The sequence below is a fragment of the Sorangium sp. So ce394 genome, from assembly GCF_051474665.1.
GTDB classification, from domain to species: Bacteria; Myxococcota_A; Polyangia; order Polyangiales; family Polyangiaceae; genus Sorangium; species Sorangium cellulosum_D.
In genome coordinates this window covers 12,198,875-12,212,967 of sequence record NZ_CP150339.1, presented here as the reverse complement: position 1 = coordinate 12,212,967, position 14,093 = coordinate 12,198,875, and the positions used below count along the sequence as shown (strand labels likewise).

The window sequence follows — 14,093 nt, the reverse complement described above, 5'->3', positions numbered from 1 at the left end:
TCGTCGCGCGGTGAGCGGAGCGGCCGCGCTCCGCTCAGGGGCGCTCCAGGACCATCCGCACGCCGAGCGCCACGAGGACCACGCCGGAGACCGCCTCGAGCGTCCGGCGCACGCGGCCGCCGGACATGGCCGCCTGGAGCCGGCCGAGGAGCAGGACGAGCGCCAGGTACCAGGCCGTGTCCACGGCGACCCACACCAGCGAGAGGAGGAGCAGCGCTGGCAGCGTCGGCGCGCCGGCCGGCACGAACTGCGGCAGGAAGGAGGCGGCGAACACGGCCGCCTTGGGGTTCGCCAGGATGGTGAGGAGGCCGATGCGGAAGGCGCTCCACCCGCCGGCAGCGGGCTCGCGGGCGCCCGATCCCGCGTCGCCGTCGCCGGCCCGGCGCCGACCCAGGATGGACTGAGCGCCGAGCGCGATGAGGACGACCGCGCCGGCGATGCGGAGCACGTCGTAAGCGACCGCGGAGGCCTCGACGAGCGCGGAGGCCCCGAGCGCCGCGACGAGGGCCCAGAAGAGGAGGCCCAGCTCGTTCGCGGCGATGGCGGCGAGGGCGGCGCGGCGCCCGCCGCGCAGGGCCTGCCGCACGATGACGGCGGTGCTCGGCCCCGGGATCACGGCCAGCACCAGCGCGGCGCCGCAGAAGGCAAGGAGCGTCGAGGTCATGAAGAGCCTGTGTACCCGCGGAACGCTCCGCCGGCCAGGCGCCCGCGCGCGGAGGCCCGTGTCCAGCGCCCGTCCAGCGCGCCGGGCGCGCGGGCGGCGCCCGTCCGTCGCAGCGGCGCCTCAGGCGGTCGAGGCGCCGGCGGCACGCTTCGTGGTTCACCGCGAGCATGGGCGTGCCCGCAGCGCAGCAGGGGGACGGACGCGGTGAGAAGCCGCCGTCCACGGTACGGGTCGTCCTTATCGCGTCCGTCGCGGCGCTGGGCGGCTTCCTGTTCGGGTTCGACACCGCCGTGATCAACGGCGCCGTCGGGGCGCTGGAGAAGGTGTTCACGGCGCACACGGTCGCGGTCGGCCTGTCCGTGTCCTCGGCGCTGCTCGGCGCGGCCGCCGGCGCGGTGCTCGCGGGCAGGCTGGCCGACCGCTACGGCCGCACGCGGACCATGCTGGTCACGTCCCTGGCCTTCGTCGTCAGCGCGGCGGGCTCGGGGGCGGCGGTCTCGCCCTGGGACTTCAGCGCGTGGCGGGTGCTCGGCGGCGCGGCCATCGGCGCGGCCAGCGTCGTCGCCCCGGCATACATCGCCGAGGTCGCGCCGGCGCACCTGCGCGGCCGCCTCGGATCGCTCCAGCAGCTCGCGATCGTGCTCGGCATCTTCGTCGCCCTGCTCGGCGATTACGCCATCGCGTCGTCCGCCGGCTCGGCGTCGAGCCCGTTCTGGCTCGGCGCCAGCGCCTGGCGATGGATGTTCTGGAGCGCCATCCCGCCGGCGCTCTTCTACGGGCTCGGCGCGCTGCTGATCCCCGAGTCCCCGCGCTACCTCGCGGCGAGGGGGCGCGCGACCGAGGCGCTCGCCGTGCTTCGCGGCCTCCTCGGCCGAGCCGCCGGCGAGAAGCTCCTCGACATCCAGAGGACGCTCTCGTCCGAGCGCCGGCCGAGGCTCGCAGACCTCCGGGGGCGCTCCGGGCCGCTCCGCATCGTCTGGATCGGCGTCGGTCTATCGGCGTTTCAGCAGCTCGTGGGGATCAACGTCATCTTTTATTACTCGAGCGTCCTCTGGCAGACGGTCGGGTTCTCCGAGCGGAGCTCCCTCGCCATCACGGTCGTCACCGGCGTCACCAACATCGCGACGACCCTCGTCGCCATCGCGACGGTCGACCGCGTCGGGCGCAGGCCGCTGCTCATCGCGGGCTCCATCGGCATGGCGCTGACGCTCGGCGCCCTGGCGGTCGTGTTCGGCGCCGCGGGCGAGGACGCCGCGGGCAACCCGGTGCTGACGGGCGCCGCCGGCCCCGTCGCGCTGCTCTCGGCCAACCTCTATGTCTTCTGCTTCGGGGCGTCCTGGGGTCCGGTGACGTGGGTGCTGCTCGGGGAGATGTTCGAGAACCGCATTCGCGCCCTCGCCCTCTCGATCGCGGCGGCCGCGCAATGGCTGGCGAACTTCCTCGTGACCGCCACGTTCCCCGCGCTCAAGGTGGCCGGGCTGGGCATCGCCTACGGGCTCTACACCGCCGCGGCGGCGGCCTCTCTCGTGTTCGTCGTCGCGTTCATCCCCGAGACGAAGGGCAAGGAGCTCGAGGAGATGTGATGTGCGTCACCGCGACCCAGGCGGCGCCGCCCGGGCCGCCGGTCGCGCCCGCGTCGGCGGCCGCCGACCGCGCCCGCGCCCGCCGGAGACGTGGCGAGGCGGCGTAGCGGGCGGGCAGCGAGGTGCCCCGGCGAGAGCGAGCACCCCGCCCCCGTCCTCGGGTAGAAGCATGCCCTGATGCCCCTCCCCGCCGGTTTCGAGAAGCGCCTCTGGGCCGCCGCCGACCAGCTCCGGGCCAACTCCGCCCTCCAGCCGTCCGAGTTCGCGACGCCGGTGCTCGCGCTGATCTTCCTGAAGTACGCCGAGCACCGCTTCGCCGAGGCCGAGAGGCAGCGATCGTCGTCCCGCCGCCGGGGCGGCGCCGGCAAGGGCGACGGCCGCGCCGGGGGGGTCCTCTTCGTCCCGGAGGACGCCCGCTTCAGCCGCCTCCTCCGGCTGCCCGAGGGGGCCGACATCGGCGAGGCGCTCGACGACGCGATGAGGGCGATCGAGGCGGAGAACGAGGACCTCGAGGACGTCCTGCCGAAGACGTACGGCCGCTTCGACGCGAGGACGCTCAAGGAGCTGCTCCAGCTCTTCGGCGCCATCCCGGAGGACGTCGAGGGCGACGTCTTCGGTCGAATCTACGAGTACTTCCTCGGCAACTTCGCGCCGCGCACCCTGCAGAAGGGCGGCGAGTATTTCACGCCCTCCTCGGTCGTGCGCCTCATCGTCGAGATCATCGAGCCGTACCACGGCAGGATCTACGACCCTTGCTGCGGCTCCGGGGGCATGTTCGTGCAGAGCGCGAACTTCATCGCCGAGCACCGGAAGCGGCCGTCGGACGAGATCGCGGTCTACGGGATCGAGAAGGTCGCGCAGACCCTCCGCCTCGCGCGGATGAACCTCGCCGTGCACGGCCTCTCGGGCGACATCCGCGAGGCGAACGCCTATTACGAAGACATCCACGATCAGGTCGGCAGGTTCGATTACGTGATGGCCAATCCGCCGTTCAACCAGAACGCGGTCGACCGGGAGCGGCTCAAGGGCGACAGACATCGGTTCCCGTTCGGGATGCCCTCGGTCGACAGCGCGAACTACCTCTGGATCCAGCTCTTTTACAGCGCCCTGAGCGCCTCGGGTCGCGCCGGGTTCGTGATGGCCAACGGCGCGAGCGACGCCCGGGGCAGCGAGCTCGAACTCAGGCGGAAGCTGATCCAGACCGGCGCCGTCGACGTGATGGTCGCGCTCGGCTCGAACTTCTTCTACACCGTCACCCTGCCCGTCACGCTCTGGTTCCTCGACCGGGGGAAGGCGAGGGGAGCGCGCGAGGACAAGGTGCTCTTCATCGACGCGCGGCGCGTCTACCGGCAGGTGGACCGCTCCCATCGCGACCTGGCGCCGGAGCAGATCGAGCTCCTCGCGAACATCGTGCGGCTCTACCGCGGCGAGGAGCCGGAGGACCTGCACGGGAGCGGCGCGCTCCTGAAGGAGCGCTTCCCCGGCGGGGGGTACACCGACGTGCCGGGGCTGTGCAAGGCGGCGACGCGCGGGGAGATCGAGGCGCAGGGCTTCAGCCTCAACCCGGGCCGCTACGTGGGCGTCGCCGGCCGGGTCCCCGAGGACGTCGACCTCAAGGAGCGGCTCGAGCAGCTGAACGAGGAGCTCACGCGGCTGAGCGGCGAGGCGCGGGAGATCGAGGCGAAGATCGCCGAGAACGTCGCGGCGCTCCTCGAGGCGTGATGGCGCGCGTGGAGTGGCCGCGCGCCGCCCTCTCGGACGTCTGCGAGGCGATCGTCGACTGCGTCAACAAGACGGCACCGACGGTCGACGAGATCACGCCGTACAAGATGATCCGCACGACGAACGTGCGCGGCGGGTGGATCGAGCTCGACGACGTCAAGTACGTCACGGAAGACGTCTACAAGCGCTGGACGCGCCGTCAGGTGCCGCGGCGCGGGGATGTCATCCTGACCCGCGAGGCTCCCCTCGGCGAGGTCGGCCTGCTGCGCACGGGCGAGCCCGTATTTCTGGGACAGCGCCTCCTCTCCTACAGGGCCGACCCGAAGAAGCTGGACAACCGGTTTCTCCTCTACGCGCTCCGGGGCGATGAGCTGCAACGCCAGATCAAGGCGCTCGGCTCGGGCGCGACGGTCGAGCACATGCGCGTGCCCGACGCCGGGAAGCTCACGCTGCGGCTGCCGCCGCTCGCGGTCCAGCGCCGCATCGCCGACATCCTCTCCGCCTACGACGACCTCATCGAGAACAACGCGAAGCGCGTCAGGATCCTCGAGGAGATGGCCCGCTCGCTGTACCGCGCGTGGTTCGTCGACCTCCGATTCCCAGGGCGCGAGGAGGCGACGCCGGCCCCGTCCTCCCCCGTCGAGGCGCCGGCGGGCTGGGGGGTGGCTCGGCTCGGCGATCTCGCGGCCGACGTGCGAGATCCCGTCGATCCGAGCGCCGTGGCGCCCGAGACCCCCTGCTTCGGGCTCGAGCATCTGCCGCGACGCTCGGTCGCGCTCGGCGAATGGGGGCACGCCGGGGAAGCGCACAGCATCAAGCTCCGCGCGCGCGCCGGCGACATCCTCTTCGGGAAGATCCGGCCCTATTTCCACAAGGTCGGGGTGACGCCGGTCGACGCGGTGTGCTCGTCGGACATCCTCGTCTTGCGAGCGCAGGCGCCCGAGCACTTCGGCCTCGTCCTCTGCTGCGTCTCCAGCGACGCGTTCGTCGCCCACGCGACGCAGACGTCGCAGGGCACGAAGATGCCGCGCGCGAGCTGGGACGTCCTCCGCCGGGTCGCGCTGCCGCTGCCCCCCGCGCGGCTCCTCCGCCGGTTTGATCGCATCGTCACGGATCTCGTGGACATGATGCATCGGCTCGTCCTGAAGAACCGCAATTTGAGGGTGACGCGCGATCTGCTGCTCCCCGGCCTCGTCTCCGGAGAGATCGACGTGAGCGGCGTCGATGCTGTCCTCTCCGGGGGGCCGTCGAGGGCCTCCCCGGAGGATTGAATTCAACCCGGAGGGCCGTCGAGCGGTCGTGGTCAGGCGATGTCGGCGCCCATCGACGATCGGGTCAACACCGCGCCTTCATTGCCTGGTCCGCTCACCTGCAGCGCAGGCGTTCGGGGGCCTCCGCCGCTCGAGGGGCGCACCGCTCCTCGATCGACTGATCGCAGCGATAGTACTCGCTCGTGGAGCCGCACTCGGCGTCCGCGCCGTAACCTTCAGGCGGATTGGGGCGGATGCAATCGAGGCGGTCACACTCGAGGGTGCCCGTTCCACCGAAGAGCTGCTCGGGATCGGGTGTGGCGGTTCCATCGCAGTCGAAGTCGAACTCCGACCCGCCGCGGGCTGGCGGCGCCATCGGCTCGGCATGGTAGGCCTCCGCTCCAGGGTGAGCGTTCGCTTCGTTTGGACCGCAATCGTCGCTCGACGCGACGTAGGGACCCCCGCACGCATCGTCGCCGCCCGACGGCGCGTCGCACGCCTCGACGACGGCATTCCGGTCTCCATGCCCATCGGAGTCCGCGTCGCAGTACCACGCGACCTCGTCGCACCCGCCGCCGGCTCCACCGCTGCCCGCCGTCGTCCCGGCCGGGTTCCCGCCAGCCCCGCCAGCCCCGCCAGTCCCGCCGCCAGCCCCGCCAGTCCCGCCGCCAGCCCCGCCAGTCCCGCCGCCGACCCCGCCAGCCCCGCCAGCCTCGCCGCCCGCGCCGCCGGCGGTTCCCGAGCCCGCGCCGGCGCCGTGGGTGCCGGCGCTCGTCGAGGTCGCCCCGGCGGTGTCTCCGAAGAGGTCCGGGGGCACGTCCCTGCAACCGGCGCTCACGGCGGCAGCGGCGAGCACGATAGCGGCCCGAGCGCAAGTCCCGACCGCAACCCTCCGAAAGCTCCGACTCCTCATGCCTCAGCCTAACTCGAGGCCCCCGTGCCTCTCAAGACGCATGCACCTGTCCGCACGGCGGCCTGCGCCGGTGCGCGCAACCCCGGATCGCTCCAGCGATGGAGCTCCTGGGCAGCAAGAGCAGCTCCTCGCGGTCGAGCCACGCGCGGACGGCGTCGAGCACAGGCTGAGAACCGCGCCCGTTTCCGGCGGCCGCTCGTCATCGACCGTTTTCTCTACGTGTCGGCGGGCGGCAAGCCTGCGTCGTGGCCACGTGGCCTCGCGCGGGTCGAGCAGATGCCCGACGGCCGGCCTGCGCGCCGCCACCCGACGTGGAGGATATCCTCGTCATCGGGATCGCGGGATGGGACGGCCAACCGGGCACCTTCACCGTCGGCGTCGAGACGCCTCAGGGCACCGCGCGCGCGATGATCGGGATCGACGAGGTCGAGGGCGAGATCACGGTCGAGCCATTCGTCGGCACCCCCTCGGCCTCTCGTGGGATCTCTCCGCCGGCTCCGGCAGCACGGACCTCGCCGCGTGCGGGCACTTCGAGGTCACCTCATGCGTGCCATCCGGCTGAGGTCGGCCTCGCGGAACGAGAGCAGGCGGGGAGGGTGCAGCGTGGCTATCCCGTGGGACCGGTGACGCGGCCGGCCTTCACCGCGCGCGACGCGGCGGCGGAGGGCGCCCCATCGGGCCACACCGGAGCTGCCCTCGGCGGCGAAACAGGCGGAAACTATGAAATCGCTGCTGTTTCCGGCGACCGCTCGTCCCCCGGTGCCAAGTCACACCCTTTGGAATATAAAATTGGCTGGTCGCAGTGCGTCGCCTTATCGGGCGAGCGAGCAAGGTTTGCGATGATCGTCGAGAGAGGCTACCTGCTCCGCGAGAAGATCGAGGAAACCGCAGATTTCACCCTGTACCGCGTATGCCGCGAAGGCGACAGCGTCCCGGTCTTGCTGAAAGTCCTGCGCGCGGAGAGATCGACCGGCGCCGAGGTCGCGCGCTTCAAGCACCAGTACGAGCGCGTCGCGCGCCTCGCCTCGCCCCGCCTCGTCGCGCTGCGCGGCGTCGAGGCGCTCGCCGGCTCCTTGATCGTCGTCCTCGAGGACTTCCCGGGCCGCGATCTCGCGCGGATCCTCGCCGCGCGCCCGTCACGCAGGATGCCGGTCGGCGAGGCGCTCGATCTCGCGGCCGCGCTCGCGGAAGGTCTCGCGGCGGTGCACGCGGCCGGGCTCGTCCACCGCGATCTGCGCCCGCAGAACGTGCTCGTCGGCGCGCGCGGCGCGGTCAAGATCAATGGCTTCGGCGTCGACGCCGAGATCACCCGCGCGCACGAACGGCTCTACGCGCCGGCGGTCATCGCCGACGTGCTGCCCTACGTCTCCCCCGAGCAGACAGGCCGCATGAACCGCGGCGTCGACTACCGGACCGACCTCTACGCGCTCGGCGTCATCCTGTACCAGATGCTCACGGGTCAGCGCCCCTTCGAGGCCCTGGACCCGATGGAGCTCATTCACGCGCACCTCGCCCTCGCGCCCGCGCCGCCGTCCCGCGTCGATCCGACCATCCCCGAGGCCGTTTCCGACGTCGTGCTCAAGCTGCTCGCGAAGAACGCCGAGGAGCGTTACCAGAGCGCCGAGGGCCTGCTCGCCGACCTCGAGCGCTGCCGCGAGGCCCTGCGCGGCACGGGGACGATCGAGCCCTTCGTCGCGGGCCAGCGCGATCGTCAGGACCTCTTCCGGATCCACCAGAAGCTCTACGGCCGCGAGCATGACATCGAGGCGCTCACCGCCGCGTTCGAGCGCACGCTCGAGGGCAGCCGTGAGATCGTCATCGTCTCCGGCTACTCGGGGATCGGGAAGTCCTCGCTCGTGCACGAGATCTTGAAGCCGCTCGCGCAACAGAAGGGCTATTTCACGAGCGGCAAATACGACCAATACAACCGCGGCGCCCCCTACAGCGCGGTGATCCAGGCGTTCGACGGCCTCGTGCGGCAGATCCTCACCGAGAGCGATGCGCGCATCCTCCGCTTTCGGAGCGCGCTCCTCGAGGCGCTCGGGCCGAACGCGCAGGTCGTCTGCGACGTCATCCCGTCGCTCTCCCACGTGATCGGCCCGCAGCCGCCCGTCCCGTCGCTCGGCCCGATCGAGGCGCAAAACCGCCTGAACCGGTGCTTCTTGCTGTTCGTCTCGGTGTGCGCGCGGCGCGCGCACCCGCTCGTCTTGTTCCTCGACGATCTTCAGTGGATCGACCCCGCGAGCCTCGTGCTGCTCCGCGCGCTCCTCGCCGACGACTCGCTCGATGCGCTCCTCTTCTGCGGCGCTTACCGTGACAACGAGGTATCGCCCGGGCACCCGTTCGTCCTGGCGATCGAGGAGCTCAAGCAAGCCGGGCTCGTCGTGCGCAACATCGTCCTCGCCCCGCTCGCGCGCCCGCACCTGATCGAGATGCTCTCGGATAGCCTCAAGCGCAGCGACTGTGGGCCGCTCGCCGATGCGGTGCAGAAGAAGACCGGCGGCAACCCGTTCTTCGTCAAGGAGTTCGTCCGGTCGCTGCACGACCACGGCGTCCTCGCGTACGCAGCCGGATCAGGCTGGCGCTGGGACCTCGCCGCGATCGACGCGCTCCGGTACACGGACAACGTCGCAGACCTCATGGTGCGCACCATCGCGCGCCTGCCGCCGGCGACGGTGAAGGCGCTCAACCTCGCCGCGGCGATCGGCAACCGGTTCGACCTCGACGTGCTCGCCGCGGTGAACGAGTGCTCGCCGGAAGACGCGTACGCCCGCCTCGATCTCGCCGTGAGCGAGGGGCTCGTGATCGCCGGGCGCGGCGGCTACCGCTTCGCCCATGACAAGGTCCAGGAGGGCGCCTACGCGATGATCCCGGAGGTGGACCGGCCCGCCTTCCACCTCCGGATCGGCCGGCTGCTCGCGGGCAAGCTAGACCTCTCGGAGAGCCAGAGCCTCTTCGACGTCGTCGGCCACCTGAACAGCGCAGGCGACCTCGTGTCGGACCCCGCGGAGCGCCTGCACCTCGCCCGCATGAGCCTCGAGGCCGCATGCCGCGCCGAGGACTCGGCCGCCTTCGGCGCCGCGCTGCGCTACCTGCAGCTCGGCCTCCTGCGCCTTCCGGAGGACGCCTGGGCGTCACAGTACCCGCTCCGCCTCGAGTACGCGAAGAGAACCGCCCTGATGCTCTCGCTCTGCGGCCGGCATGACGACGCCCTCGCGATCCTCACCGATGGCCTGGAGCGGGCCGCGAGCCGGCTCGACCGCACCGAGGTGCTGCGGCTCAAGATGAACGTGCAGGTGCTCAAGAACGACCTGCCAGCCGCGCTCGCGGAGGGGCTCGAGGCCCTGCGCCCGTTCGGGATCGACCTGCCTCCCTTCCCGGACGACGTCATGCTCGACGCCCAGGTGCGGGCGACGATGGATCTCGTCCGGGAAAGGACGACCGAGGCGCTGCCAGGCCTGCCGCCGCTCGCGGACCCGGAGATCCTCGCCATGCAGGACGTGCTCCAGGAGCTCTTTCTCCCCTGCTACTTCCTGGCCACGAACAACCTCGGCATCACGGTCGCACAGATCCTCGAGAACACGCTGCGTCACGGGCTCTCGAAGAACTCGATCTTCGGCTGCATGAACTTCGGGATGCTCCTCTGCGCCCGCGGCGACATCGCGCTCGGCTACCGCTTCGGCCGCGCCGCCGTCGACCTCGCGGACCGCTACACGGACAAGAAGTCCGAGGCGATGCTCCGCAATATGTGGGGCGCCTTCGTGCAGCATTGGCGAGAGGGCTACGCCATCTGCAAGTCGTCGCTGGTCGCCGGGGTGCACGCCGGGCTCGAAACGGGCCAGTACATCTGGTCGTTCTACAACACGGTCAATGGCATCACGAACAGCCTCCTGCGCGGCCTCCCGCTCTCCGACCTCCTCGCCGAGGCGCAGAGCTACCAGCCGATGCGCAAGCTCGACGAGTTCAATGCCATCACCTGGATGGTCGGCGCGGTCGGACAGATCGCGCACCAGCTCTCGGTCGAGACCGAGCGCCCCGCCACGCTCAAGGGGGCGTGGGTCGATATCGACGAGGTGATCGAGGAGTCCCGCCGCATCGACAACCAGGCCTCGTTCTTCTTCGCCCACTTCTACATCGTCGTCCTCTGCGTCTTCCAGGGGGCGTTCGAGGAGGCGGCGCGCGCTGCGCTCTTGCCGAACATCGAAATCCCGGCCGTGGCGGCCTGGCATGGCAACCCCGCGTTCCATGGCTACGCAGGCATCGCGTTCACGCAGGCGGCGGACCTCGTCTCCCCGGAGGAGCGCGCGCTCTTCCTCGCCCGCGCCGAGGCCTGCGCCGAAAAACTCTCGCGCTGGGCGGACCTCTGCCCGGAGAACCTGGCGCACCGCCGCGCCCTCCTCCTCGCCGAGCTCGAGCGCGCCCGCGGCGACGCGCGCGCCGCCGGGGACCGCTACGACGAGGCGATCGTGCTCGCGCAGCGCGGCGGCTATCTCCACGACGAGGCGCTCGGCAACGAGCTCGCGGGCCTCTGCTTCCGCGCGCTCGGCAAGGAGACCATCGCCGGCGCCTACCTGACCAAGGCGCACAGGGCGTACGGCCGCTGGGGCGCGACGGAGGCGATGCGGCGCCTCGAGCGCGCGTACCCCGATCTCGTCCCGGGCGAGAGCCTCCGCGGCGGGAGGAGCCCGCAGGCCGGCGCCGCGCTCGACGTCGGCTCGGTGCTCAAAGCCTCCCAGGCCATCTCGGGCGAGATCGTCCTCGACCGCCTGCTCGACGCGCTCATGCGCATCATGGTCGAGAACGCCGGCGCGCGGCGCGGCGTCCTCCTGCTCCTGCGTGACGGACGGCTCGTCGTCGAGGCCGAGCACCACATCCGGGATGCGTCGGTCCACGTGCTCGGCGCGGCGCCCCTCGAGGGCCGCAAGGACCTGCCGGCCAGCGTCATCACGTACGTGGCGCGGACGCGCGAGACCGTCCTGCTCGGCGACCTCGCGATCGACGGGCCGTTCGGGCGCGACCCCTGCTTCGCCGGCGGTGCGCCGCGCTCCTCGCTCGCCGCGCCCATCGTCTACAAGGGCCGCCTCGCCGGCGTGATCTATCTCGAAAACGACCTCACCCGCTCTGCCTTCACCCCCGATCGCGTCGAGGTGATCCGGCTCCTTTCGGCCCAGGCGGCCAGCTCCATCGAGAATGCGCGCCTCTATGCGGATCTGCAGCAGGAGAACGCGGAGCGGCGGCGCGCCGAGGAGGTGCTCCGCCATTCCTATTCGCTCCTCGAGCCCACGCTCGAATCGACGACGGACGGCATCCTCGTCGTCGACGACGAGCAGCACGTCGTGCGTCAGAATCACAGGTTCGCGGCGATGTGGCGCATCCCGGACGAGATCCTCTCCACCGGGTCGGACGCCACGTTCTGTACGTTCGTCTGCGACCAGGTCCTCGATCCCGAGGCGTTCCTGCGGAGGATCCGCGCTCTCTATGCCTCGCCCGAGGAGTCCAGCTTCGATACCATCCCGTTCGCGGACGGGCGCGTCTTCGAGCGTTATTCGCAGCCCCAGCGCCTCGGCGGGCGCGTGGTCGGGCGGGTCTGGAGCTTCCGCGACATCACCGCGCGCGTGCGCGCCGAGCAGCAGCGCGATCAGCTCCTCCTGGACGAGCGGCGGGCGCGCATGGCAGCGGAGGAGGCCGTGCACCTGCGGGACGAGTTCCTCTCTATCGCCTCGCACGAGCTCCGCACCCCGCTCACCAGCCTGCAGCTCGCCATCCAATCGCTGGGGCAAAGGCTGGCGCGGGGCATGGACGTCGAGCGCGTGCGATCCGCGGTCGCCCTCTCTGGCCGCCAGGTCAAGCGCCTCACCAACTTCGTCGATATGCTCCTCGACGTCTCCCGGATCCAGGCGGGGAGGCTCGAGCTGTACACGGCGCCCGTCGAGCTGCGCGCGCTCGTGGACGAGGTCGTCGCCCTCCTCGGCCATCAGATCGCGCAGTCAGGCAGCGCGGTCGCCGTGCGCGCGGAGCAGCCGGTCAGCGGCCGGTGGGATCCGCACCGCCTGGAGGAGGTCGTGACCAACCTCCTCACCAACGCGATCAAGTTCGGGGAACGCCAGCCGATCGACATCGCCATCACCCGGGAAGATCGGGTCGCGCGGCTCTCGGTGACGGACCGTGGGATCGGGATCTCGGCCGACGTGCAGGCGCAGCTCTTCGAACGATTTCGCCGCGGCGTCTCGTCGAAGCATTTCGGGGGGCTCGGGCTCGGCCTCTACATCACCCGCACCATCGTCGAGGCGCACGGCGGCCGAATCCGCGTGTCGAGCGAGGTCGGCCGGGGCTCGACCTTCTGCGTCGAGCTGCCGCTCTCGACCGAGCGCGCGGGGGATTCGTCGTCGTAGCTCCCTGTCGCACCCGTCGCAGACCCGCCGTCGCAACGCTCAGCTGAACGCGGCGAGATGGTCCGAGACCGCCGAGGCGTCGCCGGCGTCGGAGATCAGGGCGACGTAGCCGTCGGGGCGGATGAGCACGACGGTGCGCTCCGTCGCGCCGTAGGCGTGGGCGAGATGGCCAGCGGTGTCGGCGACGTCGTCGGGGCCCGCCGGCTGTCCGACGACATGGAGCGTCCTCAGGCCGGAGGCTGAGGCGCCGATCGCAGGCGCGGGCCCGAAGCTCAGCAACGTGAAGCGCCCGCCGCGCGTCAGCTCGAACAGCCGGCGTTCACCTTCCACCGTGGTCAGCTTCGTCGCATCGGGGGCGCGGTCGCCGGCGCGGAGCAGGGCCGTCTCGTCGCGGTCGTCGCGCACCAGGGAAGAGCCGCGGTAGTGGATGTCGAGCTGGGTGATGCTCGGATCGCGGCGGGTGGCGACGTCGTTCCGCTCGAGCACCTGCTGGAGGCGCGTGTTCGAGAGCGCGAGCACGCCGGCTGCGATCGGTCGCCGCTCGGCCTCGTAGCTGTCGAGCAATGCCGGCGAGGCGCCCTTCGCGACCGCCGCCAGCTTCCAGCCGAGGTTGTGCGCGTCCTGGATGCCTGTGTTCATTCCCTGGCCGCCGGCGGGCGCGTGGATGTGCGCCGCGTCGCCGGCGAGGAACACGCGACCCTCGCGATATCTGTCGACGAGGCGGACGTTCGCGCGCCACAGCGACGACCACGTCGGCTCGTGGAGCCGGAGGTCGGTGCGGCCGCTCCGCCGCTCGAGGATCGCCCGCATGTTGGCGAGGCTGAGCTCGGGGTCCTGTCGCGGCGCGACGGCGGCCCCGAATTGGAAGGCGTCGGTCGAGGGCAGCGGGCAGAGGCTGAGGGCGCCCTCCTCATGCCACCAGATGCGCCAGGCGTCGCGGTCGAGGCCGTCGACGTCGACGTCGGCGACGATCATCCGCACTTCCTCGCGGGTCTCGCCCTCGAACGCGATGCCGGCCTGCTTGCGGACGATGCTGTGGCCGCCGTCGCAGCCGACCAGCCAGCGCGCGGCGACCGTCTCCGTCGCACCGCCTTTGACAACGACCGCCGACACGCCTTCGTCGGACTGCTCGAAGCTCGCGAGCGCAGCACCGAATTCGACCGCGCCGCCGAGCTCCGCCAGCCGCAGCCGCAGCGCTTCCTCGGTGCGCCATTGGGGCGTGATCAGGCTCGCCGGATAGGGGATGTCGGAGCGACCCTTCAACGTCTCGGGGATGGCGCCGCCCAGCGTCACCCGGCCGTCGGGTGCCGTGGAGAGGATCGGCATCGCCATCCGGCCGTGGGCGATCACGCGATCGACGATGCCGAGATCGTCGAAGACCTCGAGCGTGCGCGGCTGGATGCCCTTGCCGCGCGAGCCGGGCCGCGGGCCGGGGGCGGCCTCGATCAGGCGGAAGGACACGCCGCTGCGGGCGAGCTCGCAGGCCAGCGTCAGCCCGGTCGGGCCGGCGCCGACGATCAGCGCTGCGCACATCTCGGGATCCGTCATCGTCCGTCTCCGGTTGAAGAG

General features: G+C 71.4%; 7 protein-coding genes. 4 read left to right on the top strand and 3 right to left on the bottom strand.

The annotated features are described in order from the left end of the window. Positions 1-34 precede the first annotated feature (34 nt). Positions 35-664: a LysE family translocator gene (locus tag WMF33_RS45170; RefSeq protein ID WP_437334366.1), complete on the bottom strand. Its 630-nt coding sequence runs from the start codon at positions 662-664 to the stop codon at positions 35-37. A gap of 167 nt (positions 665-831) precedes the next feature. Here WMF33_RS45170 and WMF33_RS45165 point away from each other — a divergent pair, with 167 nt between their 5' ends. The 3 genes from WMF33_RS45165 to WMF33_RS45155 all read left to right on the top strand — a co-directional run bounded on the left by WMF33_RS45165 (position 832) and on the right by WMF33_RS45155 (position 5,240). Beyond that, positions 832-2,247, top strand: coding sequence for a sugar porter family MFS transporter (locus WMF33_RS45165; protein ID WP_437334365.1), 1,416 nt, complete (start codon positions 832-834; stop codon positions 2,245-2,247). A gap of 177 nt (positions 2,248-2,424) precedes the next feature. Next, complete coding sequence (locus WMF33_RS45160) at positions 2,425-3,969, top strand: type I restriction-modification system subunit M (RefSeq protein WP_437334364.1); 1,545 nt, start codon at positions 2,425-2,427, stop codon at positions 3,967-3,969. After that, positions 3,969-5,240 carry a restriction endonuclease subunit S gene (locus WMF33_RS45155; protein ID WP_437334363.1) on the top strand — a complete coding sequence of 424 codons (1,272 nt, stop codon included), beginning with the start codon at positions 3,969-3,971 and terminating at the stop codon, positions 5,238-5,240. The genes WMF33_RS45160 and WMF33_RS45155 overlap by 1 nt, the downstream gene beginning before the upstream one ends. Before the next feature lie 94 nt (positions 5,241-5,334). On the opposite strand, the gene WMF33_RS45150 is transcribed toward WMF33_RS45155, so the two are convergent. Further along, on the bottom strand, positions 5,335-6,057 hold the full coding sequence (locus WMF33_RS45150; protein WP_437334362.1) for a hypothetical protein: 723 nt from the start codon (positions 6,055-6,057) through the stop codon (positions 5,335-5,337). A 914-nt stretch (positions 6,058-6,971) separates the two neighbouring features. On the opposite strand from WMF33_RS45150, the gene WMF33_RS45145 reads away from it, so the two are divergent. Continuing rightward, on the top strand, positions 6,972-12,524 hold the full coding sequence (locus tag WMF33_RS45145; RefSeq protein ID WP_437334361.1) for an AAA family ATPase: 5,553 nt from the start codon (positions 6,972-6,974) through the stop codon (positions 12,522-12,524). A 39-nt stretch (positions 12,525-12,563) separates the two neighbouring features. Here the strand turns inward: WMF33_RS45145 and WMF33_RS45140 are convergent, their stop codons facing one another. After that, entirely contained in the window at positions 12,564-14,072 is a 1,509-nt protein-coding gene (locus tag WMF33_RS45140; protein ID WP_437339578.1) for an FAD-dependent oxidoreductase, read from the bottom strand. Positions 14,073-14,093 lie beyond the last annotated feature (21 nt).

Coding starts and splice junctions, on each gene's coding strand:
- WMF33_RS45170 (WP_437334366.1), bottom strand. CDS start 664: ATGACCTCGACGCTCCTTGCCTTCTGCGGCGCCGCGCTGGTGCTGGCC.
- WMF33_RS45165 (WP_437334365.1), top strand. CDS start 832: ATGGGCGTGCCCGCAGCGCAGCAGGGGGACGGACGCGGTGAGAAGCCG.
- WMF33_RS45160 (WP_437334364.1), top strand. CDS start 2,425: ATGCCCCTCCCCGCCGGTTTCGAGAAGCGCCTCTGGGCCGCCGCCGAC.
- WMF33_RS45155 (WP_437334363.1), top strand. CDS start 3,969: ATGGCGCGCGTGGAGTGGCCGCGCGCCGCCCTCTCGGACGTCTGCGAG.
- WMF33_RS45145 (WP_437334361.1), top strand. CDS start 6,972: ATGATCGTCGAGAGAGGCTACCTGCTCCGCGAGAAGATCGAGGAAACC.
- WMF33_RS45140 (WP_437339578.1), bottom strand. CDS start 14,072: ATGACGGATCCCGAGATGTGCGCAGCGCTGATCGTCGGCGCCGGCCCG.